We start from the raw sequence: 26,740 nt of genomic DNA on the forward strand, positions 1-26,740 counted from the left end.
CATCATGATTCAAATAGATCCACGAAGCGCTGCGCCATTATATGAACAAATCATTGAGCAACTCAAAATTTTATGTCTAAAAGGTGTAATGAAACCTGGTGACAAACTGCCCTCTGTCAGAGAGCTCGCCACCATTATCATCGCCAACCCAAACACCGTCAGTAAAGCATATAAAGAGCTTGAGCGGGAAGGGATTATTGAAACACTAAGAGGCCGCGGTACGTATGTAACAGAAGGGGCTCAGTTAAAGCTGAATGAAGGGAAGGTGTTGGAGATGAAGGAGCAATTAAAACAACTCATCATAGAAGCTCATTATGCCGGTATTGATATTCAACAACTGAAGGAATGGATAGAAGAGATCGGCTCAAGTCTTGAGGGAGGAAAACAAGTTGATTGAGGTTAGAAATGTATCAAAGACATTAAATGGACGTGAAGTACTCAGTAACGTTTCCTTCAAAATAGGCGAAGGTGAGATCTTCGGTCTGCTAGGCAGGAATGGCTCAGGAAAAACAACACTTCTCCGCTTGATTCAGCAAATTCTTCTTCCAGATGAAGGAGAGATTTATTTTAAAGACGTGCTTGTGAAAGACCATCCTTTAGTGAAGCAAAATATTGTGTATATGCCAGTCGTCAATCCCTACTTTGACAGATACAATTACGGACAGCTTGTACAGCTGTTAAAGCATATTTATCCGAAGTTTGACGTGACATATGCCAATGAGCTTGTGAACCGCTATGAAATTCCGGAAAAAGTGAAATATCGTGAACTATCGACAGGGTTAAAAAAACAGCTGTCATTAATTTTAAGCTTTGCGATCAAGCCAGCGGTGATTTTGTTAGATGAACCGACAGATGGAATTGATGCCGTCACAAGAAATGATGTTCTTCAGCTCATGATCGACGAGGTAGCGGAACGTGAAACATCGATTCTCATTACATCGCACCGATTAGAGGATATTGAGCGTATGTGTAACCGAATCGGGTTTTTAGAAGGAAATGAACTCACAAGTGTCATGGATCTAGATGAATTAAAGAATGATTATGTCAAAATTCAGATGGCTTTTGAAGAAGATATGAACTTGAGTATACGAAAAAATGGCGTTGCTATATTAGATCAAGCGGGCATTTTTTATACAGCGCTTGTTCTTAAAACCGATGTAGAGGCTAAAGAGTACTTGAAGTCGCTGCAGCCAAAAGTATGGCATGAACTGCCTGTGAATTTAGAAGAAGTATTCATTGCAAAGTTTGGAGGGAAACGGAGATGGTAAAGCGGCAATTATTATATAAGGAGTGGAAGCAATCAGAGCTGACATTTATTTTAGTGATGCTGGTTGCAGTCTTTACGACGCCATTATCCTTTTTACTGGGATACTCATCCTTTCAAACTTGTTTAAATGATACGACATGTACAACAGTAGATGATGGTTTTTATTATAATTTCAGTTCTGATATTTTTATCGCCCTCTCATGGCTTATGGGTTTGCTTTTTGCGATGATCCAGCTGGGATATGAAAGAAATAAAGGGCAAATCGATTTTACTTTATCCTTGCCGTTCAGTAGAAGTACTATTTATCAAACAAAGTTTTTCTTAGGTGCCGGAATCATAACGCTCGTTCATGTGTTGTCATATGCTTTCACTTACTTACTCATATTAGGTATTCAACCAAAAGAGACATTTGACTTTAATAGTGGTTACTTCATTGCGCTCGTGTCAACCTTAATGATTTATAGTTTGTGTCTTGCAGCAGGTGCTTTAACAGGAAGCACAATTAGTCAAGCCATTGTTACATTCAGTACATCGATATTGCCATATTTATTAATTTGGCTTCCGATGTTTCATTTAGATTTTATTTTAAGAACGAATAGACATTGGGTCGATGTCAGTTATGACTACTTTATTATGCCTATCGCCCCAATTACTTATATAACAGATCGTTTTCAATTTCGAGATATAGATAAATTTCCAATTTGGTTCACTGGTGAAGAATTCATCATACCCATTGTGATGATGATTGTATTTTATCTCATTGGTTTGTTTAGCTTTATCAAGCATCCGATTGAACGAAATGGCCGTTTCTTCCTTTACTCAAAAATGGATAGACCGATTCAGATTTTGGTCATTGTCTTCGGTGTTCTAGGGTTTGGATGGGTTGGATTTTCTTCTGACACTTCCATATTGGGCTATATTGTTGGCATGATCATCGGCGGCGTTGTAGGTGCACTAACAAGTTATTTCTTAATATATCGAAAAAGATAAACAGAGAGTAGGGGAGTAGAGATGATTCAGGTTCAAGCGTTAGATCATGTGTTTAAAATTGGTAAAAAGGGCAGAGAGAATGAAATTCCTGTGCTGAAAGGGATTGACCTATCCATCAAAAGAGGCGACATTGCTTGTATTGTGGGACGAAGTGGTTCGGGGAAATCTACCCTTTTGAACTTAATTTCAGGATATATTACGCCAACGAGCGGACAAATTGTCATTGATGGGACCGATGTGACCGGCTTTAATGAAAAAGAATGGGCGGACTTCCGCTTAGATCACTTTGGCTTTATCTTTCAAAGCTTTCAATTGATCGGGAGCTTAACGACGTATGAAAATGTTGAACTTCCGCTCACTTTAAAAGGTGTGAAGCCGTCTGAACGAAAGACGAAAGTAAAAGAAATGCTGAAACGAGTAGGCCTCGAACATCATGCAGGGCATTACCCGAATGAGTTGTCCGGCGGGCAGCAACAGCGTGTGAGTATTGCAAGAGCCTTGATTTTAAATCCATCTATTATATTAGCGGATGAACCAACAGGCAGTCTAGATTCAGAAACCGAAGGAGAAATTCTAGCCTTTATCCAGCAGCTCAATCGTGAAAAAGGAATTACGTTTGTCATCATTACACATGACGATGAAGTCGCTTCAATTGCAGATACAACGTTCCAGCTTCATGATGGTGTATTAAAGAAAGGGGAACAGACCATTGAAATTTAGAGATCAGGTCAAATTCATTAGAAGAAACATGAAGAAAAATAGATTGCGTGTGTTTATGACCATTCTTGCGACGACAATGGCATGCTCTTTCTTAATCGTTCTAGCATCTGTCGGTTTTGGTTTGCAAAAATCGGCGCAAGATGAAATCATGAAACAGCAAATCATCACTGAAGTGAAAGTGTTAGGCAAGGAAAAAGGTGCCGTCAAGGTAGATGATTTAAAGAAATATGACCATGTGAAATCTGTCGTCTCAAGAACGTCTCTCGTTCCATCGGTAAACGTCGAGCTCGATGACCGCTCAAGTGAAACGCAGGCTGCTCTGACCGATATGAAAGAGGAAAAAGAAGCAGGGCTTGAACTAGACAGAGGGAAAGTCCCAACATCAGCAAACGAAATTGTGGTTGGGTATCATATGGTTGAACTTCTCTGGACGGATAAAGAGCGCAAAGCCTATGAAAAAGAATTAAATCAAACGTCAAACGGTGAAGAAGAACCAAAAGAGCCAAAAGGCTACACGAAAGATATTTTAAATAAAGTGATTCAAATCAAGGTACCAAAACTCAACGAAGAAAATGAAGTCGTCAAAGAAAAAACATTTGATTTCCGTGTAGTAGGAGTCATGAAAAAGCCAAATTTGGAGTGGCAGCAGGATCATAAAATTCTCATTCCGAATGCGTATGAAAAGGAATTTGGTCAAATACTTGATCTATCTCCTGAAGCAGGAAATGTCGAGAAAATGACCTCTGTCTATGCGGATAAATTCGACAATGTCGGTGCACTCACGAATAAGCTGACAGATGAGGGCTACCAAGTCATCTCTGTGACGAATCAGCTCGAAGGTATGGATATGTTCTTTACTGTCTTCAAAATTGGACTCATTTTTGTCGGCTGTATCGCAGTCATTATTTCTGCAATTGGTATTTTTAATACGATGACAATGGCAGTAACAGAGCGAACACAAGAGATTGGGATTATGAAAGCCATTGGTGCGAATCCATCGATTATCAAGCGAATGTTCCTCATGGAAAGTGCTTATATTGGGGTGATTGGGTCGATCATCGGTATTATCATCTCATATATCATTAGTTTCGCCGTCAATTTAATCATTCCAGCCATTTTGTCGTCCATGTCAGAGGGAGGGTCAAGCGATCAATTCTCGATCACCTTCTCCTATATTCCGCTCAGCCTTGTGATCACAGCAACAGTGATTAGCGCAGGGGTAGCGATCCTTTCAGGGCTTAATCCGGCACGTAAAGCAACAAAAACGAATGTATTAGCAGCATTAAGAAGAGAAATCTAAAAAAAGAACCTCCTAAGACACCCGATTGGGCTGACAGGAGGTTCTTTTTTTGTGACACATGGCTATTGCTTAGGTGCCCGGTACCCTGCACGTTCTGCCTCTTCTACGGAGCAGAATAGTTCGGTTACATTTTTTGTTCTAGAGTAGTATCTGCTGCTCGGTGTGTGATAAATGCCATTGACACTTCCTTTGATGTTACAGGCTGCTGATTCTTTTTTTGTTTCCTTCTGCGATTCATGACCGCCTGTACTTTTTCCTTCATCTTTAGGAGCGGAGCGCTGAACAGTGGAAGACTTCGTATCGCTGCTGCTTTTCTTGTTCTCTTTTTTGAGTGTTTCATTGCTTGAGGCAAGCTTGTCTATTTTCTCTTCAAGCGCTTGAATGGTCTTTTCTTGCTTTTTGACTGTTTCTTTTTCTGAGGTGATGGTTTCTAGCTTTTTAGCTAGTTTTTCTTTATCCTTTGTTGCGTCCTCTAAAGAGGCAGTAAGCTCCTCTTTATCAGCTTTTAAGCGCGATATGTCAGATGTGAGCTGCTTTTGATCCTTTAACAGCTGTTCTGAAGATGGATCTGCTTGTGCCTTCGGTGCATCTGTGGCAGCAAACGGTAATGACATAATGGAAAAGACGAGACCCAAGATCAAAAAAGGATAAAATAGTTTCTTTGAAAAGATATGCTCGTTCTGGTGTTTGAGTAATAAGAAATTGACGGCATATCCTATGGCGAAACAAACACATAAAAGACCTATGATGAGTAACATCATCATCTAGAAGCCCCCCTAAATCTCTATTTACTCCTATCATACCTCATTTTTCCATTTTTAGGGGCGGTTTAACTAAAAAAGCCCTGTTTACACAGGGTTTTCAGCTAATGGTAATCCTTTGATTGCTTCCTTAACCGTCAAATATGTGATCGCATCCTTGAAATCTGTATCCAAGTCTTTCATTTTCATCGCAAGCTGCGGTTTGATCCCTGTGATGATCAGTTCGGTTCCAGTTAAACTGAGAAGATGATGCAGCTTGAAAATGCGTCCTGCAACGGAATCATCGACATCGATTAAGCCAGAAAGATCGACAATTAAATAATCATCCTTTGAATCATCTAATATACAAGTTAACTTCGCAACAATGGCATCAAAGCGTTCTTCAGATAGTTTTCCAATGAGTGGTAGAGCAGATACACCATTTTTGATTGGGACGATTGGCGTCGAAAGAGAGGTGACTTCCTGTAAGGAATCTTCTAGGAGTTGTTCATATTCTTTCTGTTTCGTAATATCCTTTTGAAAGCCAATGAAAAATGTTTTATCATCTTGTTCAATGTATAGAGGATCTATATTGAGTTCATTCCAAAAAAAAGTACCGTCTTTTTTATAATTTTTTAGCTGTGTGGTAATAGGTATTTTATTCTGTATTCCATGACGTATTAAATCAAGCTGCTCTTGATCTGTGTCTTTTCCTTGAAGGAATCGACAATTACGCCCAAGAATCTCATCTGGTTTGTATCCAGTCATGTGTGTAAAGCCATGGTTCACATAAACGATAGGGTTATCCTCTAAAGAAGGGTCTGTAATGACAACACCGATCCGCGCATGATCTAGCGCTTTTTTTATGAGTTCAAGCTGTTTTTGCAAGCCGAAGATGTTCGAGCTGACCATATTACCCTCCTTTGCTGCTACTAGCAGACATATCAAATGGCTGTCTTTTCAACCAAAAGTATTCCTTAATAACGTAACATAACATATGTTCTGTTTCAATGATTGCAATGGCTTTGTTAAATTTGTCATCATAGTTTGTCCTCCATTAGAATATAGTAAGTAAGGAGACTTTTCTTTAGAAAAAGAAGGAATCAATTGCTCATAATTCATAAAATGACAAAAATAGTTAATATGGATTAGGTAAAAATGATTCCAATGCATCAAGATTGTTTTTGGGTCATTCACATATAATGGAAGAAACAAGCTTTTTTTCTTCGTTAGAGAGAATAGACCTTTTACATGGATTATGACGGAACAGCAGAATGGCATTACAGGGGGCTGGACAGCCTGAAGTCGCTTTACTATTCTAAGGGCTTTAGGAAGGTGATGAAAATGCTGCAACAAGTCATTATTGCTTGCGCCATTGGAGGGGTCATGGGCATTCTCGGTCACGTAAAGAAAAAAGGCAGGCTAGAGAAGCCCAGAATGACAAAAAAGTTTATTTATTTAGGGTTTATTGAAGATTGGCTCGTTGGGATGATTGCCGCTACACTGCTTGTCTTATCCTCAAATCCCGATTCTAGTCTGCACTTGGTCATCTTATCAATTATTTCAGGTTACGGAGGAGAAGCAGTTCTGCGAAGCTTTGATTTTGTAAGAGAACAGCGTTCACAGGATGCAGACTCCAACCGTCATAACCGATCTCCACACGAATAATATCCTCTACTTTACCCTGATCTAGGGTACATTCCCATTGTATACAAACCTGCTTGCACTTATGATCATAATTCTATAAAATACTACTTAGATGACGGTTACGATAAGAACAGTGAAGAGGAGTAGTAGGAAAGCAGTATTTGTCTTTAGAGAATTGACGGCTGGTGAAAGTCAATCAAATCTGCTTCTGAACTCGCCTCAGAGTTGCAGTTGCGTTAAAGCTTCTGTCGCATGTCTGCGTTAAAGATATTAAGTGAGCGTACAAACAGAAAGTGACGCTAACAAGGGTGGTACCGCGGGAACCAAAAAATCTCTCGTCCCTTTCCAGGGATGAGGGTTTTTTGTTGATTTTAGAAAAATCTGAATTCTTGCAGTGGTCATCTGAGCAGATACAGCCGTACATATTAAAGGAGGTTTTCACATTGAGTTTTCAGCATCGGGAAATTGAAAAGAAGTGGCAGGATTATTGGCTGACACATAAAACATTCGCCACATCTGACTCGGAAGATAAACCAAAGTTCTATGCGCTTGATATGTTTCCATACCCATCAGGAGCAGGGCTTCATGTCGGGCACCCTGAGGGCTACACAGCAACGGATATTTTATCACGCATGAAACGTATGCAGGGATATGATGTTCTTCATCCAATGGGATGGGACGCATTTGGTCTTCCAGCAGAACAGTATGCACTAGATACAGGGAATGATCCAGCGGTCTTTACAGAAGAGAACATCAATAACTTCCGCCGCCAAATTCAATCACTAGGATTCTCATATGATTGGGATCGAGAAATCAACACGACTGATCCGAATTATTATAAATGGACACAATGGATTTTCTTGAAATTGTACGAAAAGGGATTGGCGTATATCGATGAAGTACCAGTGAACTGGTGCCCGGCGCTTGGTACAGTTCTTGCAAATGAAGAAGTCATTGATGGAAAAAGTGAACGCGGAGGGCATCCAGTTGAAAGACGTCCGATGAAGCAATGGATGCTGAAGATTACGGCATATGCGGACAGGCTGTTAGAAGATTTAGAAGACATTGATTGGCCTGAAAGCATCAAAGATATGCAGCGTAACTGGATCGGACGTTCAGAAGGTGCACACGTTCATTTCGAAGTAGAAGGACATGACGAACAGTTTACTGTTTTCACAACGCGTCCGGATACATTATTTGGTGCAACATATGCGGTACTTGCACCAGAACATGCACTTGTTGAAAAAATTACAACAGCTGCTCAAAAAGAAGCAGTCGAAGCATATATCAAAGAAATTCAATCAAAGAGCGACTTAGAGCGGACAGATCTTGCAAAAACGAAGACGGGTATTTTCACAGGCGCTTATGCCATCAATCCATTAAATGGTGAAAAGATGCCGATCTGGATTGCAGATTACGTGCTGGCTACTTATGGAACAGGCGCGATTATGGCGGTACCTGCCCATGATGAGCGTGACTATGAATTCGCCAAAACATTTGATCTTCCAATCAAGGAAGTTGTAGAAGGCGGAGACATTGAAAAAGAAGCTTACACAGGTGATGGAAAACACATTAACTCTGATTTCCTCAATGGATTAGGAAAAGAAGAAGCGATTGAAAAAGCCATTGCATGGCTTGAAGAACATCAAAAAGGCGAAAAGAAAGTCACATATCGTTTAAGAGACTGGCTATTTAGCCGGCAGCGTTACTGGGGTGAGCCAATTCCAATTATTCATTGGGAGGACGGAACTTCTTCAGCCGTTTCAGAGGAAGAGCTTCCACTGATTTTGCCTAAAACCACTGAGATTAAGCCAAGTGGTACAGGTGAATCACCTTTAGCCAATATCAAAGAGTGGGTTGAGGTTGTAGATCCTGTAACAGGTAAAAAAGGACGCCGTGAAACCAATACAATGCCGCAATGGGCAGGCAGCTGCTGGTATTTCTTACGTTATATTGACCCGCATAACTCAGAAAAGCTTGCATCTCCTGAGAAACTAAAGAAATGGCTTCCTGTTGATGTATATATCGGCGGAGCAGAACATGCTGTACTGCATCTTCTATATGCGCGCTTCTGGCATAAGTTCTTGTATGATATCGGTGTTGTTCCTACAAAAGAACCTTTCATGAAATTGTTCAACCAAGGAATGATTCTTGGAGAAAATAATGAAAAAATGAGTAAATCAAAAGGGAACGTTGTCAATCCAGATGATATCGTAGAATCTCATGGTGCGGATACATTACGACTTTATGAAATGTTCATGGGACCTTTAGATGCATCAATCGCTTGGTCTGAAACAGGACTTGATGGTGCTCGCCGTTTCCTTGATCGTGTATGGCGTCTATTCACAAATGAAGATGGCACAATCAGTGATAAAGTGACGGAGCAAACTGGAGGCGCATTAGAACGCAGCTATCATGAAACCGTGATGAAGGTAACGGACCATTATGAAGGCCTGCGCTTCAATACAGGGATCTCACAATTAATGGTGTTTATCAATGATGCCTACAAGGCTGATACACTGCCGAAAGAATATGCAGAAGGCTTTGTGAAACTTCTTTCTCCAATTGCACCGCATTTAGCGGAAGAGCTTTGGAATAAACTTGGTCATGAAGGGTCTATTTCTTATGAAGCATGGCCGCAATATGACGAGTCAAAACTTGTCGACGATGAAGTAGAAATTGTCGTACAGTTGAATGGAAAAGTGAAAGCAAAATTAACCGTTCCTGCTGATGCAACAAAAGAACAGTTAGAAGAGCTTGCGAAAAATGATGCACGCGTAAAAGAACAGCTTGAAGGGAAAACCATTCGCAAAGTGATTGCGGTTCCTGGGAAGCTTGTCAATATTGTTGCGAACTAATGATGACACCCATCGGTATGAACCGGTGGGTGTTCTTTATTTCCCGGGACATAATTTTGTCGAAAACAAGGTGATTACTTCATCGACCTCGTATTTTAACAGGTGATCAAGAAAATGAGGAGTGACGTCAATGGAAAAGGAAAGCAAACGCGAACAACTGCTCAGTCTGTTAGGAGAAATGCCAGAACGCCATCGCGTGGAGGCATATACGTTAAAGATCGAGGAACGTGAATCGTATGTAGTCGAAACACTCATTCTTTCGATTCATGGTGTAGAGGAAGTGCCTGCTTATTTTGTAAAGCCAAAGGATACGGTGAAAAAAAGACCTGTTGTGCTGTTCCAGCACTCTCATGGCGGGAACTACGTGGATGGGAAGGAAGAGCTGATCAAAGGTGCTCATTATTTGCAAGCGCCTTCATATGCGAAAGAGTTCACATCAAAAGGCTATAGTGTCCTGGCTATCGATCATGCAGGGTTTGGTGAGAGAAGAGGAAGAACAGAAAGTGAAATTTTTAAGGAGATGCTTTTAACAGGAAAAGTGATGTGGGGCATGATGCTGTATGAAAGCATGTGTGCGATTGATTATGTGCTGTCTCGATCTGATGTGCTGCCGGACCGGTTAGCTGTTTTTGGAATGTCAATGGGAGGGCTTCTTTCCTGGTGGACTGCTGCGCTTGATGAGAGGGTCAGTGTGTGTATTGATCTTTGCGCACAGGTCGATCATCACACATTAATTGAAACGAACAATTTAGACAGGCATGGCTTTTATTACTATGTACCAAGCTTAGCAAAGTACTTTACAGCAGCTGATATTCAGGCAATGATTTTTCCAAGGCCGCATTTAAGCTTAGTTGGAAAACTTGATCCGCTCACGCCTGCTGAAGGCGTCGGACGCATTCAAAAGGGATTGAGCCAAACCTATCAAACTGCTTCATTGAAAGAACGGTATCAGCTTGTTGGTCTTCATGCAGGTCATTTTGAAACAGCCGCTATGCGTCACGAGGCCACTCGATTTTTGAAAAAATGGCTGTAACCCATAAAGGCTTGGACATACTACGTCAATAGAAAGGAGGAAACAGATGAAAAAGATCACGATCATTGGCGGATGCGGTGTGATAGGCCGTATTTTAACAAAAGCGCTCTCTTCTGAGTACGAAATCACCATCATTGATCAAACGAGCTGTGTAAAAGGAGCCATTTTAGCAGATGCAGCGAATGAACAGGAATTATATGAGGCGATTCCGAGAGATACAGATGTCATCATTCACCTTTTAAACATGGATATGACGCATGATGTGATGAATCTTGAGGAGTTTGAAAAAATGAATGATATTTTTTGGAGGAGCTCCTATTATATGTTTCGATCAGCTGCACGTCTCGGCATACGAAAAGTCATTTTTGCAAGCAGCAATCATGTGACCGATCGTTATGAAGAGGATGGCCGCTCCTTACTAGGGCGAAATATTACAACAGACGATGTGCCAGCGACTAAAAATGTCTATGGTATTTTAAAATTTGCTTCAGAACAGCTAGGCCGTTTGTTCCACGATCAAACGGGGATGTCTGTTATTAATTTACGGATTGGAACGGTTGTGACGGATGAGATGGAGGCATTACACAAGAAACGAAGAACGAAACGAACACTTCTGTCACATGAAGATCTTATAGGGATGACAAAGGCAGCGATTGAAACGACCGTCCCCTTTGGGACATATTATGCCGTATCAGAAAACGAAGAAAAGCCCTGGTCTACGGAAAAAATAAAGCAGGAGTTAGGCTACAGACCTGATGTGAATACGACGGAAATCCTAGAAGAAAATGATCAGGCATAGGGCATAATCATGTCATTAGCTGATGATCTTATTCTTTTGTTTCATGAGCATAAAAGCACGATTGACAGGATCCATCCAGTTGGTCTGTCAAGATGATTATAGACGCTTTCTTCCCCCGTTTGTTACATTTTAATCACGATATCGTCACAGGCTGCAGCTTATTTTCGGACGAAATGATAACGCTTTCAAAGAAAGGGCGTGATGAACATAGATCGTTCTATTAAAGGCCGATTGTTCAACTTATTTAATTACTCTTTTCTACTCATGTTCGCATTAATATGTGTGCTTCCGTTCATCCATGTCATTGCAGCCTCTTTTGCTACAGTAGAAGAGGTCATCACGAAGAAGTTTATCTTGTTCCCGACCACGTTTTCTATAGAGGCCTATCAATATATTTTCTCTACGGATATTGTGTATCGTAGCCTCATTGTGTCCATTCTTGTGACGCTCGTTGGAACAGCTGTCAGCATGTTTTTGTCCTCACTCATGGCATATGGGCTGTCTCGTCAGGAGCTAAAAGGCCGGAGAACATTGATGTTTCTCGTTGTCTTCACGATGTTGTTTAGTGGAGGTATGATTCCGACGTTTATTGTGGTGAAAACACTTGGTCTGCTTGATACCTATTGGTCACTTATTCTACCGGTTGCGATCAATGCATTCAATTTGATCATTTTGAAAAACTTCTTTCAAAACATCCCGGCAAGCCTTGAGGAATCAGCGAAGATGGATGGCTGTAACGATTTAGGGATTTTCTTTAAAATTGTGCTGCCACTTTCTTTGCCAGCTATTGCGACCATTTCACTTTTTTATGCCGTGACGTATTGGAATACGTACATGACCGCCATCCTGTATTTAAATGATTCAGTGAAATGGCCGATTCAGGTGCTGCTAAGGCAGATTGTCATTGTCTCAAGCGGAATGCAGGGAGATATGTCGGATATGGGATCATCCACACCACCGCCAGACCAAACGATTAAAATGGCTGTCATTGTGGTAGCGACCATTCCAGTTCTGCTTGTCTATCCATTTATTCAAAAGCATTTTAACAAAGGGGCATTACTAGGTTCTGTAAAAGGTTAAAAAGATGGAACAACGGAGGGATCTTATGGGGAGAAAGAAATTATGGTTGATTGCGTTTGTCCTGTTATTTGCAGCAAGCGGTATTCTATCCGCATGTTCAAGCAAAGGAACAAGTTCATCAGATGAAAAGGTTGATTTAAATAAAGAGGTAAAGCTGACCTGGATGGCTATTTTGTATCATCAGCAGCCGCCGAAGGATTCCGTCATAAAAGAGATTGAGAAGCTCACAAATACAGAGCTTGATATTACATGGGTGCCTGATGCCGTGAAGGAAGACCGTTTAAATTCCGCACTTGCCGCAGGGAATCTGCCGCAGATTGTCACGATTCAAGACATTAAGAATTCGTCTGCTATTAATGCGTTCAGATCAGGCATGTTCTGGGAAGTCGGTCCGTATTTAAAGGATTATCCAAATTTAAGTAAGATGAACGAACTGATTAATAAAAACGCCTCTATAGACGGTAAGCTTTATGGCATTTATAGAGAGAGACCACTTTCAAGACAAGGAATTGTCATTCGAAAGGATTGGCTTGAAAATTTAAATTTGGATACACCAAAAACATTGGATGATCTTTATGAGGTAGCTAAAGCTTTTACTGAAAAAGATCCGAATCAAAACGGAAAAGCGGATACAATTGGCTTTACGGATCGGAACGATTTGATTTATGGGGCATTTAAAACACTCGGTTCATATGAGGGAATGCCGACAGACTGGAAAGAAGAAAACGGCAAATTCACGCCAGACTTCATGACAGATGAGTACATGAATACAATGAAATACATGAAGAAACTACGTGACAATGGCTATATCAACAAAGACTTCCCTGTTACAAGCAAAACACAGCAGCAGGAATTATTCTCACAAGGAAAAGCAGGGATCTATGTTGGGAATATGGTAGACGCAGTGAACTTGAGAGATGACGCGACAGATAAAAACATGGAAATAGATATCATCAACCGAATCAAAGGCCCAGATGGCAAAGAACGTGTGTGGGCATCAGGTGGTCATAATGGTATCTTTGCATTCCCTAAAACAAGCGTGAAATCAGAGGCAGAATTAAAACGGATTTTGGCCTTCTTTGACCGCATTGCAGAAGAAGATGTATATGGTCTCATGACGTACGGTATTGATGGCGAGCATTATAAGAAAGAAGAAGGGAATACATTTGTCAGAGAAGAAAGCCAAGTGAAAAGCTGGCAGACAGACGTACAGCCGCTTGTCAGTCTAGTAGGAATTGATAAACGTTACTTGAAAAATAAAGGAGATGCGGTTCGTACAAAATATGAAGAGCTAGAAGAAGACAATCAAAACATCATCGTCGCCAATCCTGCTGAAAGCCTGTATTCAGAAACAGCCTCAGAGCGAGGAAACGAGTTGAAAAAAATCATCGATGATGCGACTTATAAGTTCATTCTTGGAGACATCAGTGAAGATCAATTTAAGAAAGATGTAGAGAAGTGGAAATCAAACGGTGGTCATAAAATCATAGAAGAATATGAAGCTTCCTTTAAAAAATCAAAATGATCAACATAAACACCCCCGCACAGTTAAAAAGCGGGGGTGTTTTTATTAAAAGTCAAAGTTGTCTGGGTCTGGACCGATACGTTTGTTTTCATTTAAGTCAGAAAGGCGCTTCATATCCTCATCAGATAAGGCAAAATCAAATATGTCTGCATTTTCTTTTAAACGATGGGCTTTCGTTGATTTTGGAATGGTGATGACGCCTTTTTGCACATCCCAGCGCAAAATAATTTGAGCAGGTGTTTTGCCGTATGTGTCCGAGAGCTCTTTGATCACCGGATGATGAAGCAGTTCCCCCTGCATTAGCGGTGACCAAGCTTCCATTTGAATGCCATGTGTGTTCAAATACGTAAAGAGTGTTTCCTGCGTCAGTTTTGGGTGAAACTCCACTTGATTGATAGCTGGTATGATGTCTGCATCTTTTAATAGTTCGTCTAGGTGATGCGGCTGGAAGTTGCTCACTCCGATGGCCCTGACTTTTCCTTCACGATACAAGGTTTCCAGTGCACGCCAAGCTTCTTTGTATTTTCCTTCAACCGGCCAATGGATTAAATACAGATCAAGATAATCAAGCTGAAGCTTTTTCAAGCTTTCTTCGTATGCGTTTAGGGTAGATTCATATCCTAAATCGGCATTCCACACTTTTGATGTCACAAAGAGGTCCTCGCGGCGCAGTCCTGTTTCTGCTAAACCAAGCTGTATGCCTCGTCCAACACCTTCTTCATTTCCGTAAATAGCCGCTGTATCAATACTGCGATAGCCTAATTGAATGGCTGTTTTGACGGCGTCTATTAATTCTGCGCCATCTTCAACCTTGAATACACCAAGACCAAATCCTGGCATGTGGATCCCATTGTTTAATGTTTTTGTACTTTGTAAATGGTTCATATTGAAAACTCCTTTAGATGGTTTGATTTTGTTCTTGTTGTTCCATTCGAAAACTAATCATCGTGAGAATTGCTGCGATAAGGACCATGATGCCGCCGACCCAGCCTGTATGCACAAGCCCAAGAGTATCTGTCACGATGCCGCCTAAAAATGAGCCGATGGCGATACCGGCATTAAAGGCAGCGATATTCATAGCGGAAGCGACGTCGACTGCTCCTGGTGTGTATCTTTCTGCAAAGTCAACGACAGCTACTTGCAATCCAGGCACATTCATGAAAGCAAACAGTCCCATCAGCATGACGGTTCCAATGCCTAGCACCGTGAATCCAGCAGTCAAGCTAAGGGTAAACATAATGATGCTTTGGATGATAAACATGTAAATCAGTGCTTTCATTGGCTGCTCATTAGCAGCCTTTCCGCCAATGACATTTCCGGCTGCGATCGTGATCCCGTATAAAAGCAGGATCAAGGCCACCGCCCCAGGCGCAAGACCTGTCACATGCTGTAAGAGAGGGGATAAATACGTAAAGACGACAAAGGTTCCTCCGTATCCTGTTGCTGTAATGACAAATAGAAGCAAGATTCTTTTTGTTTTTAATAAGACAGCTTGATCCTTAAATGATGTTTTCACGCCTTGCTTTAATTGAGATGGAACAAGAAAATAGTTGGATATCAGTGCGATCAGACCAATGATGACAATCACACCAAATGACGTCCGCCAGCCGAGCTCATGGCCAAGAAATGTCCCAAATGGCACGCCCGTCACAGTAGCAACTGTTAATCCAGTGAACATAAAGGCAATCGCACTTGCCCGTTTTTCTTTCACTACAAGGCTTGCAGCAATCGTAGAGCCGATGGACATAAAGATTCCATGGGATAAGGCTGAAATGACCCGTCCGATTAATAGCACTGAAAAAGTCGGAGCAATCGTGGCTAGTGTATTTCCAATCAAAAAGACGAGCATAATGAGCAATAGCAATGTCTTTCTTTTCATCGTTGAAGTCAGAGAAGTCAAAATAGGCGCGCCGAATGTCACACCAAGTGCATATAAAGAGACGGTCCAGCCCGCCTGGCTGACGCTCACTCCAAAGTCCTCTGAAATCATCGGCAAAAGACCGACACTAATGAACTCAGTGGTTCCTATAGCAAAAGCACTAATGGCTAGTGCGAGAAGGGCAAAGTGGTTTTGCTTTTTCTTCATGAATAAGTGTTCACATCCTTCTATGATGACATTTTGATAGACGAAGCCGATCGGCAAGAGTTATTATCTAACATAGATGACGAAAAAAAAAGTACGTACTTTTTTGTAATATAGGTACTAAAAAGTGCCTGTTCGCACAAAGAGGAGTGAGGATTTGATGGAAAAGAAAAAATATAATATCTCAGTGGAAGCGACCCTTGAGGTCATTGGCGGGAAGTGGAAGTGCGTGATTTTATGTCATTTAACACATGGAAAAAAACGCACGAGTGAATTGAAGCGGCTCATGCCAAACATCACACAAAAAATGCTTACACAACAGCTGAGAGAGCTTGAAAGTGATGGGGTGATTAACCGAATTGTGTATGAGCAAGTACCGCCTAAAGTGGAATATGAATTAAGTGAATACGGACAGTCGCTCGAAAGAATTCTGAATGCGCTTTGTGATTGGGGAGCAGCTCATATTGAACGTGTGTACGGAGAGCCGCTTTCAGTGCTGGAAGACAGCATTTTAAATGAACAATTTAAATAAAAAAGTCCCGCTTCCTGTGCGAGCGGGACTTTTTGTCTTATGTGCCTTTTTTGTGGTCGCGGTATTTGCCAGGGGTCGTGCCTTCTAGTTTTTTGAAGGAACGGATGAAGTTTTGCGGATTTTTATATTTCAGTTTTTCCGAAATTTCTTTGACGGACATATCGGTTTCCACGAGCCAGTTTTTGGCGACATGGTGTCTGTAGGACGAGAGATATTCACTAAAGGAGATATCCATTTCCTTTCTAAAAATACTGCTTAAATAATTGGGGTTGTAATGCAAGCGTGTGGCGATTTCATCCAATGTAAGATCTGAGTCGAATTCTTGATGAATGATATGAATGATTTTCTCTGAGATGTTTTTGTATTGTGAGTCCTCACGTGCACCTAGCTGGTCAATAATCGGCCGAATGATCTCATGTTTCAGCCATGCTTCGGTATCTTCAAAGGTTTTAAATTCAAAAATCGTATCATACAGCATTTTGTTGTCTTCGACCTCAAATAATTCAATGCCAAGCAAATGCATCAGCTCAATCAAATTGTTTAAAAAACGGGCGAGAGCGATATGGTATTCATGCGGTCCAGCATTTTTAGAGAAAATGGATTGCAGAAGCACATGTAAATAATGATCCGCCTTGCCTTGATCACCTGCTTTCATCGCATCGAATAAATCATGCTGCAGCTGTTTTGGAAAATGGGTTTTAAACGTTTTTCCTTGCTGAATATGTTCATATAAGATAATGGATTTTTTCTCTGCTTTGAGCCTGTATTTTAAGGCTTCTTTTCCTTCAATGTAAGCCTGTTTCGCCATCGTGAGCTCCTTAAACTGGCGGCTGATCCCGATGCTGATCGATAAACCAAGCTCTTCCTCGATGCGCTGCTGAATAGTTTCCGCTAATTGGTTTAAATATTCAGTAAACTCTTCATCTGACTTTGAGTGATTCAAGATAATCGTCGTTTGATGCTGATTGACAACCGTTGGCTGAAGGTGCTCATCTTGCGGAATCATCTGCTCGATCAGTCCATTGATGGCAAATAACAGCAAGTCAGCATCCTTTTTTTCATAAGGTGTTCCTTTTAACGTATCGATTTGGGTCACAAGCATGGATAAATGAGACCAGCCCTGAGGGAATCCCAAACTTTGGAACCGGTTGTTAATTTCTTCTTCTGTCAGCTTTCCGAGCAATAGCCGCACCATAAAGTATTGCTGAAGGTGCGTGACTTGCTGCTCAATACGTTCCTCTAAATCATTGTTTTGATCCTTCATTTGTTTAATACTCGACTCAATCAACTCAAATTCATTTTGAAAAGGCTGTTTTTGCAAAAAGGATTCATTGCGTGCAAAGGACTCATATAACAAGCGGATTGGTTTATAAAAATGTCTGGACCCAAACCATGAAAATAGTAATGAAAGCGCTAACAAAATAAAGCAGATAATAAAAGTGATCCACCCAATTGATTTCGTTTGTGCCTTGAGTTCTGGAATGGAAACAAAGGATAAGTACGTCCATTCGTTATAGTCTGATTTTTGAAACGTAATTTGATAGTCTAGTTCCTCGATCTTCATGTTAAATTGACCTGATCGTTCTTCACGTGATAGGACATGCTTGACGAGCTCTTGATTCTTCAAGGATTCACCAATTTGTTCTTTGCGGTTATGTAGCAGCACTTTTCCGTTTGTATCAATGACAAACATACTGTCAGATTGAGAGAAGTCAGGCATATTGTCAGCAATCGTGCAGCTCGGAATGCTGGCGACAGCGATCCCTTTTTTCTGGACACTGTTCATAGGGAGTTGTTTGATTAAGTTCACATTGTATTTGCAAAAGGAGGCCTTTCCTTCTTTTGTCGCAACAAGTGGATTATTCTCTTCAAGTGCCCAGCTGGAATGACTCGGTATATTGAGGTAAGAGGTGAGCGCTTTCTCTTGGTCTCCGCTTGTGACATGATAAAGTCCCGAATTGTTCATGTACCAGTCTTCCATTTTACTCACGAGTGTAATATTGGAAAGATCGGTGTCAAAGGTTTGCAGGTAGTTTAGTTCCTGCTGTACTTGATTATAAAGCTGGAATTGGTCTGGATTTAAAGGTTCTGCCAGTGTTTGAAGGAGAGGCGGCGAACTGACATAGTGAGTGAGAGAATGATCCACTGTTTTTAAAATATGCTCAATATTGGATTGCGTTTGTTTGACGCTGTCCAGCTTTTCATTTGAGATATTTTCGAGTGCGGTTTTTTGCGAATGCTGATAAGAAAAAATACCGACAATGATGACAGGAATCGTACTAAGCACGAAAAAAAACGTCACAAGCTTGTAATAAAATTTATACTGCCTTCTTTTCATAAAACCCCCCATTTCAAACAGAACAATCTTTTCCCCTTAATTTATTAATCCAAAAATTTGGTAGGTTTGTCAATAATCATTTTCTGAGATTAGGATCATTTTCTTATGTTTTATGTAACGTTTTGAGTAGCTTCCCCTAAGTAAATATGATCTGATGATATGATTGTAGACGGATTTTTCATCCTTAAGATACAGTTAACACATGCATCAGCATGAGGGGAGGCTTTATCTATGAAAACAGAGGATGTCACTGCCAAGGGTATGCCTGCGGCAGCTTTGAAAAAAGAAAAGAGAAAGCGCTTACTTAATCAATTGCTTAGTCAAAAATTTTTGTATGTAATGATTTTGCCAGGGCTCATTTATTTTCTTGTCTTTAAATATGTGCCGATGTGGGGGCTTATCATTGCCTTTCAAGATTACCAGCCGTTTCTCGGTATTCTTGGGAGTGAGTGGGTTGGCTTCAAACACTTTATTCGATTGTTTACAGAACCAACATTTTTTATCTTATTAAAAAATACACTGATTTTATTTGCCATGAATGTCGTGATTTTCTTTCCGATTCCGATCTTATTGGCCCTGCTTTTAAACGAGGTCAGATTGGCATTGTTTAAGAAATTTGTCCAGACCATGATATACATTCCTCACTTCATGTCATGGGTGATTGTCGTGTCCTTATCTTTTGTTTTGTTAACAGTAGATGGCGGGTTAATCAATGAATTGATTGCTTTCTTTGGAGGGGAAAAGATTAACTTCCTCCTTAGTCAGGAATGGTTCAGACCCATGTACATTTTACAGGTGATCTGGCGGGAAGCAGGCTGGTCGACGATCATTTATCTTGCGGCGATTACAGCGGTAGATCCGCAGCTATATGAAGCAGCAAAAATGGATGGAGCCGGCAGACTGAGACAAATGTGGCACATCACTCTTCCTGCCATTAAAAGTGTGATTGTCGTTCTGCTTATTTTGAAAATTGGTGACACATTAGAGCTTGGCTTTGAGCATGTCTACTTATTACTCAATGCAACGAACCGGGAAGTAGCAGAAATCTTTGATACGTACGTCTATACAGCTGGTCTTAAGCAAGGACAATTCAGCTATAGTACCGCTGTTGGTCTATTTAAAGCAGCCGTTGGACTCATTTTGGTCATGCTGGCGAACCGTTTAGCGAAGAAATTCGGGGAAGAAGGTATTTACTAAAAAGGGAGATGAAGAAGAATGACATTATCGACTGAAAAGGGATCACCACTTGAGCATGCAGAGAAATTAGCACAAACAATTATGAAAGCGCATACACCAATTGAGCTGCCTCCAGCTGGAAGATGGCATTATCATCAAGGCGTTTTTCTTTGCGGTGTGATGAAGCTATATGAGGCAACGAAGAACGAGACGTATTTTAATTATGTGAAAAGCTACGCAGATTCGCTCATTGATGAGTATGGAAACCTGTTATTTCGCAGAGATGAGCTTGATGCGATCCAAGCAGGGCTCATTTTATTCCCTCTTTACGAACGGACGGGAGAGAAGCGGTATGTGCTGGCAGCGGAGAAGCTTCGGGGGCTTTACCGCACATTGAATCGCACATCTGAGGGCGGGTTTTGGCATAAAGACAATTATGCCTATCAAATGTGGTTGGATGGTCTCTACATGGGAGGACCTTTTGCCTTAAAGTATGCAAAGCTGAGAGGTGAAGAGGAACTGGTGGATATGGTGATCCATCAAGAGTATCTCATGAGAAAGCATACAAAAGATGAAAAAACAGGTCTGTACTATCACGCGTGGGACGAACGAAAAGTGATGCCATGGGCTGATCAAAAGACTGGCTGTTCCCCCGAGTTTTGGGCAAGATCGTTTGGCTGGTATGTCCTTGCATTAGCAGATATGATCGAGGATCTGCCAGAAGAGCATGAGGGACGAAAGGTTTGGAAGGAAACGCTGACAGACATGCTGGAAAGTGTATCCAAGTACCAGGATCAAGACACAGGTCTCTGGCATCAAATCATTGATAAAGGTACTCATAGCGACAATTGGCTTGAAAGCTCAGGATCGTGTTTATTCATGTACGCCATGGCAAAAGCCATGAATGAAGGGTATGTCAGCCTTCGTTATGTCGATCATGTGGTGAAAGCATACCAAGGCTTAATTCATCATAAGACGGCTGAGACAGAAAACGGTGATTTTACCATCAATGATATTTGTATCGGAACATCTGCTGGATTTTATGATTACTACGTTGAAAGAGAGCGAAGCACAAATGACTTGCACGGGGCAGGCGCTTTTATTATGGCGTTAACTGAGCTAGAGAAGCTGTCTGTTTTTCAGAAGGCATGAAGAGGCGAAAAAGGGGTGCGGTATGGCTCCTCAGCTTCATCGCTGCCCTTTGTTTGTCAGCCTGCCAAGGGAAAACAAACGGTATTGATGTTCTGATTTTTTCTGACATGTCAAAGGGGATGAAGGATCAATTAGTCGAGAAGGCTTTTCAGACAGAACAAGAGTCTTATAGCGTCTACATCTTTCCGGCGATTCCTGAAAAGCTTCTTGTTGAAATTACCGCAAAAGAGGGGGACATCATGCTTGTCCCGGAAGAAATGTTTAGAACATATGATGATCCTGAAAGCTTTCAGCTGCTTGAAGAAATGGGCGTAGATGATCAAGCGGCAGGACCATATACGGTCGAGGACCAAAAGACAGGGAAAACGGTCGATTATGCGGTTCAAGTCAATAAAGGCACAAAAAAGCTAAACGGCTATACCTTTCAATTACACCGAGATATGGTCGCTTTTATTCCTGTGTATGCTTACAAGTCCAATGAGGCGCTGTCTCTCATGAAACAGCTTCGTGAAAATCGATAGAAAAAGAGGTGGGGACTGTGAAACGGGTCGTAGTTTGCGGACTCAGTCATCGTGCGTTCAATATGTTTATTAAACCGCTCACAGAGGATTTCAATGAGCATTACAAGATTACAGGGCTCCTAGATATAGATCATCATCGGTATACACTTTGTCAGGAGCGTTTTCCATCACTGCGGGGCATCTCGTTCTTTCATGCAGGTGCATTTGATCAAATGGTGAAGGAAGCAAAGCCAGATATCGTCATTGTGGCAGGCCGGGATGACACACATGTCACGTATATTTTGCAGGCACTTGACCATGATCTCGATGTCATCACTGAAAAGCCAATGGTCACAACAGCAAAAGACGCCAAAAAAGTGATGGAAAAAGAAAAGGAAAGTAAAGGGAAGGTCACAGTCACTTTTAATTATCGCTACAATCCATTTCATCGAAAGATCAAAGAACTCATTTTAGAAGGAAAGATTGGAAGGGTCACATCTGTTGAACTGAGCTGGCTCATTGATACGTATCATGGCGCTAGTTACTTCAAAAGGTGGAACCGAACGCGACAATTCTCTGGCGGACTATCCATTCATAAATCGACGCATCATTTTGATTTGGTCAATTGGTGGATCAATCAAAAGCCGAAGCAAGTATTTGCCTATGGGGCGCTGAACTATTACGGAAATGAAAGTCCTTGGAATCCCTTGCAGGGGGGAGAAAACAGATATTGCGGAACATGTCATGTGAAGGATACATGTCATTATGAAGCAAGGTGGAATCCGCGGGTAGAACGCTCAAAGGTCGAGGACGACCATATCGAATCCAGTAAGGAGCAGTCTCAGCAGTACTCAAATTATCGCCCAGACGCCTGTATTTTTGATCAGGAAATTGACATTGAGGATACATATGTGGCATCAGTGGCATATGACCAAGGGGCTCTGCTCAGCTATTCAATTCAATTCTCAGCGCCATATGAAGGATACCGGCTTGCCATTAATGGGACGAAGGGGCGTATTGAAACAAATGAGTTTCATGTGCCATCAAGAATTCCTTTTCAATTCCCAGAACAGACGATTTCTTATTATCCGATGTTTGGGGCAAAAGAGACAATTGAAGTCGTGAAACAGCCAGGGGGACATGGCGGCGGAGACCCTCTGCTTCTGGCCGATTTATTTATAGGAAAAGATCCTTTAATTCACTATGACATATCAGCAGGAGCAGAGGCTGGTGCTTATTCGATTGCGCTTGGGGAAGGCATGTGGCGGTCTGTTGCAGAGAAGCGCCCAATTGAAATAGAAGAATTGTTTCAAAAAGAGACGGTGTAATGAGAAAGAGAGGAGGGGAAAGAGATGGATCATGATGGTTCAATGAGCAGAATGCTTCGAATGTGTGAGTGGGTGATGAGACTTGCCTATACGAATTTGCTATGGCTGCTGTTCACCATGCTGGGGCTTGGGATCTTTGGATTGATGCCTGCGACCACTGCGCTATTTTCAGTGATGAGAAAGTGGATACAAGGGCATGAGCAAGTCAGCGTTTTCCGGACTTTTTGGAAGGTGTATCGTGAGGAGTTTGTACGCTCTAACTTAATTGGAGTGGCGCTGCTGATCATAGGGACGATTATATATGTAGACCTTGCGTTTATTTATCCAACGAGCTGGTTTTTGCATGTGCTTCGTTTTGCCATTTATATCTTTGGTTTTCTCTTTGTTGTGAGCTTGTTTTATATTTTTCCGCTGCTGGCTCATTATGATTGGAAAAAACGTCTCTATCTGAAATTCTCTCTTTTGCTTGGTATCTCATATTTGCAATATACACTCTGTATGCTCGTTTTCTCGGCTCTGCTGTTTGTTCTCTTTGCTTATTTGCCGGGAATCGTGCCGTTCTTTAGTGTGAGTATACTCGCCTATGGCCACATGTGGCTGGCCTATCAAGTATTCAAAAAGGTAGAGTTTGAAAGTGATCAGCAGACAGCCGAAGTGAAGAAACGTCTGCCGTCTTTCCTTCAATCGAAGCGGGTGAATACACAGTGATGTGAATCATTTGCTATAATGGTGTCACCGTGATTAAAAGGAGAGATGAGCGTCGTGTCAGTAAAAGAAATCTCAATAGAAGAATTAAAACAAAAGCTAGAGCAAGAAGAAGCCATTCAGCTTGTTGATGTGCGTGAGGACGAGGAAGTAGCAGAAGGAATGATTCCAGAAGCTGTCCACATCCGAATGGGAGATATCCCTAAGAAGCTGGATGCATTCGATCAAACGCAGGAATATTATATTATTTGCCGCTCCGGTAAACGTAGTGAAAATGTCTGCTATTTCCTAGAAGACCAAGGCTATCAAGCGACCAATGTCATTGGCGGGATGCTTGCTTGGACAGGAGAAACAAAACCGAAGCTGTAAAAGAAGTCCGACCTTTCATCTTTGAGATGAAAGGCTTTTTTGTTCATATGCCCGCCCTTATATGCATAAAGATAGAGTAGCGAGAGAAGGGAGAGTGGCATATGTGCTAAAGGTAGCTGTATTTGATGAAGAACACGAAAAAGATTTGCAGAGCGAAATCAATCTTTTTTTAAAAGGAATGGATGACGACCAAATCATTGATATCAAGTACGATGTAGCGGTGATCTGTGAGCAGGGAGGAGAACAGCTCTACTGTTTTTCTGCACTCATTTTATATAAAAAATAGACGGCATCAAAAAAGGACCTGTTTGAAGGGCCCTTTTTGTTTGATTAGCTAGCGTCAATATATAAACGATGCTTTTTGCAGTGAACACATTGAAAGAGGTAGCCCTGCAAGTCTCCTCCGTTGACGAGCCATTGTTTTAGGTTCTCTTTCGTTAATCCCCCGCCGCTGCAAATGTCTTCGATATCTTCTGTGAGTTCTTCCTCTAAATGTTCTATCTCTTTCCATCCGACATACTGGACGATTGCGCAAAAATCTCCGCAATGGCTTAACCAATATTCCTGCTGCCAGCCGCGATAGCCTGGTGTTCTGAAGATCAGTTCATCTACATATTCCTCTTGATCGACGTCATCACAACTTGCATCGTCTTGAAAGATGCCATCGTATTTTTTAGCGGCTGATCCATCTTTAATACACCAAGGGCAAATTCCTTCCACATCTTCAACAGTATAAAATGGACCATGATACACGTAATCTCTTTCTTTCTCACAAACAGGACATGTCGTATGCTCTTTTTTGATCACGTTTAACGAAACTGGATCTGGGTTGTACTTGAATGTAGGTAACGTCATAAAAACCTCCATTATGTAGAAATGATTTCATCATTATTTTACAGGAATCCTCAAGCTTGCAACAATCTTAAATTGTCTATATAGAAAAAAGCCGTTCGGATGAGGAACGGCTTTTTTCGCTTGAGATTATGCTTTTTTTACTCTTGGACTTCGTGGTTTACTGACTTTGTTGGCTTGCTTGATAGCTTTTCGTTCATCATTCAGTGACTTGTACAGTGAGACAATCATCAAAATAATGACAACGGAGAACGGCAAGGCTGCGAGCTTGGCTGTATTTTGAAGAGCTCCAAGTCCCCCTGAAAATAAAAGCACGGCAGCAACAGCAGATTGGATGATACCCCAGCTGACTTTGACACTGCCAGAAGGGTTCAATGATCCGTAGGTTGTCTGCATTCCAAGCACAAATGTAGCTGAATCAGCCGATGTAATAAAGAATATGGCGATTAAAATGAGTGCTAGAATCGATGTGATCATCGCCAGCGGATATTCATTTAGTACACCGAAGAGCATTGTTTCTGTTGAAAGACCTGCAACATCGACAATATTCTTTTGCTGTAAATCCATCGCAGATACACCGAAAATCGAGAACCATAGGAATACTAGGATAGAAGGAGCCACTAAGACACCTAGTAAAAATTCTCGAATCGTTCGTCCGCGTGACACCCTTGCGATAAAGATTCCGACAAATGGTGCCCAAGAAATCCACCATGCCCAATAAAAGATTGTCCATCCATTAATCCATTCTCTCTTCTCAGGATCATTTGGAGATAGACGGAAGCTCATTTGAACGATATTGGATAAGTATTGCCCAATCGAGTCAGTAAATGAATTTAAGATAAAAACAGTTGGACCTACCAAAAGTAAGAAAAACATCAGAACAGCTGCTAATACCATGTTGATATTACTTAAATATTTAATGCCTTTTCCAATCCCGCTTAGAGCAGATGCAAGGAAAAGCACCGTCACAATCATGATAATGATCAATTGTGTGCTAAAAGCATTCGGAATTTGAAACAGGTAATTCAATCCCCCGTTTATTTGTGCCGCACCTAATCCTAGGCTTGTCGCAACACCAACAACAGTTGCAAATACCGCAATACAATCGATGGTTTTTCCGATCCATCCATTCGTTTTATTTCCTAAAACTGGCTGCAACGTTGCACTAATTAAGCCAGGTGCATCTTTTCTAAATTTAAAGTAAGCAATGCAAAGTGCAACAATGGCATAAATAGCCCATGCATGAAGCCCCCAATGGAAAAATGTATATCGAAGGGAATCTCGGAAGGCCTGCGCCGTTTCAGTTTCACCCGTTGGTGACTGTATGGCATAGTGGCTGATCGGTTCAGCTGCTCCGTAAAAAACAAGACCAATTCCCATACCGGCACTAAATAGCATCGCAAACCAAGAAAATAAGCCGAATTCAGGCTCTTCCCCAGGTTTTCCTAGCGTAATCTTCCCGATTGGGCTAAAGATAAAGAATAGACAAAAGCCGACGAGCAGTGACACCACTAACAAGTAATACCAGCCAAAGTCATTTGTAATGTATGTTTGAATTTGATCTGTGACATTTTGCAGTGTTTCTGGAGAAAAAGCTCCCCATATGACGGCAACAAATGTGATCGCAATCACAATCCAAAATACACTTGATACGTTTTTCACACCATCTCACTCTCCTGTTGTTCTACACGTTTAAGCAGAGGATTTTGCTTAATATCCCCTAACTCAACTAATTTCAAACAAAAA

Annotated in this window: 26 protein-coding genes and 1 other annotated feature; of the genes, 19 read left to right on the forward strand and 7 right to left on the reverse strand. The window is 41.4% G+C overall.

Annotated elements, in window-relative coordinates:
* Positions 1 to 4 precede the first annotated feature (4 nt).
* Genes ACP7A0_RS05650 through ACP7A0_RS05670 form a run of 5 tightly spaced genes read left to right on the forward strand, consistent with a single transcriptional unit; the run spans position 5 to position 4,277 of the window.
* Positions 5 to 397 carry a GntR family transcriptional regulator gene (locus tag ACP7A0_RS05650; RefSeq protein WP_034665384.1) on the forward strand — a complete coding sequence of 131 codons (393 nt, stop codon included), beginning with the start codon at positions 5 to 7 and terminating at the stop codon, positions 395 to 397.
* Positions 390 to 1,268 (forward strand): ATP-binding cassette domain-containing protein, encoded by an 879-nt coding sequence (locus ACP7A0_RS05655; RefSeq protein WP_060597055.1) that lies wholly within the window; start codon positions 390 to 392, stop codon positions 1,266 to 1,268. The genes ACP7A0_RS05650 and ACP7A0_RS05655 overlap by 8 nt, the downstream gene beginning before the upstream one ends.
* Entirely contained in the window at positions 1,262 to 2,257 is a 996-nt protein-coding gene (locus tag ACP7A0_RS05660; RefSeq protein WP_375566170.1) for an ABC transporter ATP-binding protein, read from the forward strand. The genes ACP7A0_RS05655 and ACP7A0_RS05660 overlap by 7 nt, the downstream gene beginning before the upstream one ends.
* A 21-nt stretch (positions 2,258 to 2,278) precedes the next feature.
* Entirely contained in the window at positions 2,279 to 2,977 is a 699-nt protein-coding gene (locus tag ACP7A0_RS05665; RefSeq protein ID WP_066030519.1) for an ABC transporter ATP-binding protein, read from the forward strand.
* On the forward strand, positions 2,967 to 4,277 hold the full coding sequence (locus ACP7A0_RS05670; protein ID WP_426004516.1) for an ABC transporter permease: 1,311 nt from the start codon (positions 2,967 to 2,969) through the stop codon (positions 4,275 to 4,277). Before ACP7A0_RS05665 ends, ACP7A0_RS05670 begins: the two co-directional genes overlap by 11 nt.
* 62 nt (positions 4,278 to 4,339) lie before the next feature.
* Here the strand turns inward: ACP7A0_RS05670 and ACP7A0_RS05675 are convergent, their stop codons facing one another.
* Positions 4,340 to 5,041, reverse strand: coding sequence for a coiled-coil domain-containing protein (locus tag ACP7A0_RS05675; protein WP_106048480.1), 702 nt, complete (start codon positions 5,039 to 5,041; stop codon positions 4,340 to 4,342).
* 84 nt (positions 5,042 to 5,125) lie between these two features.
* Complete coding sequence (locus ACP7A0_RS05680; RefSeq protein WP_426004518.1) at positions 5,126 to 5,929, reverse strand: PAS domain-containing protein; 804 nt, start codon at positions 5,927 to 5,929, stop codon at positions 5,126 to 5,128.
* 426 nt (positions 5,930 to 6,355) lie between these two features.
* Between ACP7A0_RS05680 and ACP7A0_RS05685 the strand changes: the two genes are divergently transcribed.
* The 6 genes from ACP7A0_RS05685 to ACP7A0_RS05710 all read left to right on the forward strand — a co-directional run bounded on the left by ACP7A0_RS05685 (position 6,356) and on the right by ACP7A0_RS05710 (position 13,959).
* Entirely contained in the window at positions 6,356 to 6,685 is a 330-nt protein-coding gene (locus ACP7A0_RS05685; protein WP_223249904.1) for a DUF4257 domain-containing protein, read from the forward strand.
* A 103-nt stretch (positions 6,686 to 6,788) separates the two neighbouring features.
* Positions 6,789 to 7,010: a binding site (T-box leader), on the forward strand.
* 97 nt (positions 7,011 to 7,107) lie between these two features.
* Positions 7,108 to 9,522, forward strand: a complete 2,415-nt coding sequence (gene leuS / locus ACP7A0_RS05690) for a leucine--tRNA ligase (RefSeq protein WP_034665405.1) — start codon at positions 7,108 to 7,110, stop codon at positions 9,520 to 9,522.
* Positions 9,523 to 9,652: 130 nt separating this feature from the next.
* On the forward strand, positions 9,653 to 10,555 hold the full coding sequence (locus ACP7A0_RS05695) for a dienelactone hydrolase family protein (protein WP_060597050.1): 903 nt from the start codon (positions 9,653 to 9,655) through the stop codon (positions 10,553 to 10,555).
* A gap of 46 nt (positions 10,556 to 10,601) precedes the next feature.
* On the forward strand, positions 10,602 to 11,354 hold the full coding sequence (locus tag ACP7A0_RS05700) for an NAD-dependent epimerase/dehydratase family protein (protein ID WP_426004521.1): 753 nt from the start codon (positions 10,602 to 10,604) through the stop codon (positions 11,352 to 11,354).
* A gap of 219 nt (positions 11,355 to 11,573) precedes the next feature.
* Complete coding sequence (locus tag ACP7A0_RS05705; RefSeq protein WP_426004744.1) at positions 11,574 to 12,434, forward strand: carbohydrate ABC transporter permease; 861 nt, start codon at positions 11,574 to 11,576, stop codon at positions 12,432 to 12,434.
* A gap of 25 nt (positions 12,435 to 12,459) precedes the next feature.
* Positions 12,460 to 13,959, forward strand: a complete 1,500-nt coding sequence (locus ACP7A0_RS05710; RefSeq protein WP_106072890.1) for an extracellular solute-binding protein — start codon at positions 12,460 to 12,462, stop codon at positions 13,957 to 13,959.
* A gap of 45 nt (positions 13,960 to 14,004) precedes the next feature.
* Here ACP7A0_RS05710 and ACP7A0_RS05715 read toward each other — a convergent pair whose 3' ends face one another.
* Entirely contained in the window at positions 14,005 to 14,844 is an 840-nt protein-coding gene (locus ACP7A0_RS05715) for an aldo/keto reductase (protein WP_060597047.1), read from the reverse strand.
* Positions 14,845 to 14,857: 13 nt separating this feature from the next.
* Positions 14,858 to 16,045 (reverse strand): MFS transporter, encoded by a 1,188-nt coding sequence (locus tag ACP7A0_RS05720; protein WP_426004524.1) that lies wholly within the window; start codon positions 16,043 to 16,045, stop codon positions 14,858 to 14,860.
* A gap of 157 nt (positions 16,046 to 16,202) precedes the next feature.
* Between ACP7A0_RS05720 and ACP7A0_RS05725 the strand changes: the two genes are divergently transcribed.
* On the forward strand, positions 16,203 to 16,574 hold the full coding sequence (locus ACP7A0_RS05725) for a winged helix-turn-helix transcriptional regulator (protein WP_003217763.1): 372 nt from the start codon (positions 16,203 to 16,205) through the stop codon (positions 16,572 to 16,574).
* A gap of 37 nt (positions 16,575 to 16,611) precedes the next feature.
* Here the strand turns inward: ACP7A0_RS05725 and ACP7A0_RS05730 are convergent, their stop codons facing one another.
* Complete coding sequence (locus ACP7A0_RS05730) at positions 16,612 to 18,912, reverse strand: helix-turn-helix domain-containing protein (protein WP_106036986.1); 2,301 nt, start codon at positions 18,910 to 18,912, stop codon at positions 16,612 to 16,614.
* A gap of 231 nt (positions 18,913 to 19,143) precedes the next feature.
* Here ACP7A0_RS05730 and ACP7A0_RS05735 point away from each other — a divergent pair, with 231 nt between their 5' ends.
* From ACP7A0_RS05735 to ACP7A0_RS05765, 7 genes are all read left to right on the forward strand, one after another.
* Positions 19,144 to 20,109: an ABC transporter permease gene (locus ACP7A0_RS05735; protein WP_034665423.1), complete on the forward strand. Its 966-nt coding sequence runs from the start codon at positions 19,144 to 19,146 to the stop codon at positions 20,107 to 20,109.
* A gap of 18 nt (positions 20,110 to 20,127) precedes the next feature.
* Positions 20,128 to 21,240: a glycoside hydrolase family 88/105 protein gene (locus ACP7A0_RS05740; RefSeq protein ID WP_066030528.1), complete on the forward strand. Its 1,113-nt coding sequence runs from the start codon at positions 20,128 to 20,130 to the stop codon at positions 21,238 to 21,240.
* Positions 21,237 to 21,761: a lipoprotein YteS gene (locus ACP7A0_RS05745; protein WP_426004528.1), complete on the forward strand. Its 525-nt coding sequence runs from the start codon at positions 21,237 to 21,239 to the stop codon at positions 21,759 to 21,761. Before ACP7A0_RS05740 ends, ACP7A0_RS05745 begins: the two co-directional genes overlap by 4 nt.
* 17 nt (positions 21,762 to 21,778) lie before the next feature.
* Positions 21,779 to 23,068: a Gfo/Idh/MocA family protein gene (locus ACP7A0_RS05750; RefSeq protein ID WP_426004530.1), complete on the forward strand. Its 1,290-nt coding sequence runs from the start codon at positions 21,779 to 21,781 to the stop codon at positions 23,066 to 23,068.
* Positions 23,069 to 23,092: 24 nt separating this feature from the next.
* Complete coding sequence (locus ACP7A0_RS05755; protein ID WP_106036983.1) at positions 23,093 to 23,776, forward strand: YesL family protein; 684 nt, start codon at positions 23,093 to 23,095, stop codon at positions 23,774 to 23,776.
* 54 nt (positions 23,777 to 23,830) lie between these two features.
* A complete protein-coding gene (locus ACP7A0_RS05760) occupies positions 23,831 to 24,142 on the forward strand; it encodes a rhodanese-like domain-containing protein (protein ID WP_106061167.1) in 312 nt (103 codons plus the stop codon).
* 103 nt (positions 24,143 to 24,245) lie between these two features.
* Entirely contained in the window at positions 24,246 to 24,428 is a 183-nt protein-coding gene (locus tag ACP7A0_RS05765) for a sporulation protein Cse60 (RefSeq protein WP_034665546.1), read from the forward strand.
* Between the two features lie 44 nt (positions 24,429 to 24,472).
* Here the strand turns inward: ACP7A0_RS05765 and ACP7A0_RS05770 are convergent, their stop codons facing one another.
* Together ACP7A0_RS05770 and opuD are read right to left on the reverse strand one after the other, a co-directional pair.
* Complete coding sequence (locus tag ACP7A0_RS05770; RefSeq protein WP_106036982.1) at positions 24,473 to 24,997, reverse strand: CbrC family protein; 525 nt, start codon at positions 24,995 to 24,997, stop codon at positions 24,473 to 24,475.
* Between the two features lie 126 nt (positions 24,998 to 25,123).
* On the reverse strand, positions 25,124 to 26,656 hold the full coding sequence (gene opuD, locus ACP7A0_RS05775; protein ID WP_106031156.1) for a glycine betaine transporter OpuD: 1,533 nt from the start codon (positions 26,654 to 26,656) through the stop codon (positions 25,124 to 25,126).
* Positions 26,657 to 26,740 lie beyond the last annotated feature (84 nt).

The sequence above is a fragment of the Bacillus sp. DWP3-1 genome (assembly GCF_049896565.1).
Taxonomy (GTDB): Bacteria; Bacillota; Bacilli; order Bacillales; family Bacillaceae; genus Bacillus.

Coding starts and splice junctions, on each gene's coding strand:
- ACP7A0_RS05650 (WP_034665384.1), top strand. CDS start 5: ATGATTCAAATAGATCCACGAAGCGCTGCGCCATTATATGAACAAATC.
- ACP7A0_RS05660 (WP_375566170.1), top strand. CDS start 1,262: ATGGTAAAGCGGCAATTATTATATAAGGAGTGGAAGCAATCAGAGCTG.
- ACP7A0_RS05665 (WP_066030519.1), top strand. CDS start 2,279: ATGATTCAGGTTCAAGCGTTAGATCATGTGTTTAAAATTGGTAAAAAG.
- ACP7A0_RS05675 (WP_106048480.1), bottom strand. CDS start 5,041: ATGATGATGTTACTCATCATAGGTCTTTTATGTGTTTGTTTCGCCATA.
- ACP7A0_RS05680 (WP_426004518.1), bottom strand. CDS start 5,929: ATGGTCAGCTCGAACATCTTCGGCTTGCAAAAACAGCTTGAACTCATA.
- ACP7A0_RS05685 (WP_223249904.1), top strand. CDS start 6,356: ATGAAAATGCTGCAACAAGTCATTATTGCTTGCGCCATTGGAGGGGTC.
- ACP7A0_RS05695 (WP_060597050.1), top strand. CDS start 9,653: ATGGAAAAGGAAAGCAAACGCGAACAACTGCTCAGTCTGTTAGGAGAA.
- ACP7A0_RS05700 (WP_426004521.1), top strand. CDS start 10,602: ATGAAAAAGATCACGATCATTGGCGGATGCGGTGTGATAGGCCGTATT.
- ACP7A0_RS05710 (WP_106072890.1), top strand. CDS start 12,460: ATGGGGAGAAAGAAATTATGGTTGATTGCGTTTGTCCTGTTATTTGCA.
- ACP7A0_RS05715 (WP_060597047.1), bottom strand. CDS start 14,844: ATGAACCATTTACAAAGTACAAAAACATTAAACAATGGGATCCACATG.
- ACP7A0_RS05720 (WP_426004524.1), bottom strand. CDS start 16,045: ATGAAGAAAAAGCAAAACCACTTTGCCCTTCTCGCACTAGCCATTAGT.
- ACP7A0_RS05725 (WP_003217763.1), top strand. CDS start 16,203: ATGGAAAAGAAAAAATATAATATCTCAGTGGAAGCGACCCTTGAGGTC.
- ACP7A0_RS05730 (WP_106036986.1), bottom strand. CDS start 18,912: ATGAAAAGAAGGCAGTATAAATTTTATTACAAGCTTGTGACGTTTTTT.
- ACP7A0_RS05735 (WP_034665423.1), top strand. CDS start 19,144: ATGAAAACAGAGGATGTCACTGCCAAGGGTATGCCTGCGGCAGCTTTG.
- ACP7A0_RS05740 (WP_066030528.1), top strand. CDS start 20,128: ATGACATTATCGACTGAAAAGGGATCACCACTTGAGCATGCAGAGAAA.
- ACP7A0_RS05745 (WP_426004528.1), top strand. CDS start 21,237: ATGAAGAGGCGAAAAAGGGGTGCGGTATGGCTCCTCAGCTTCATCGCT.
- ACP7A0_RS05755 (WP_106036983.1), top strand. CDS start 23,093: ATGGATCATGATGGTTCAATGAGCAGAATGCTTCGAATGTGTGAGTGG.
- ACP7A0_RS05770 (WP_106036982.1), bottom strand. CDS start 24,997: ATGACGTTACCTACATTCAAGTACAACCCAGATCCAGTTTCGTTAAAC.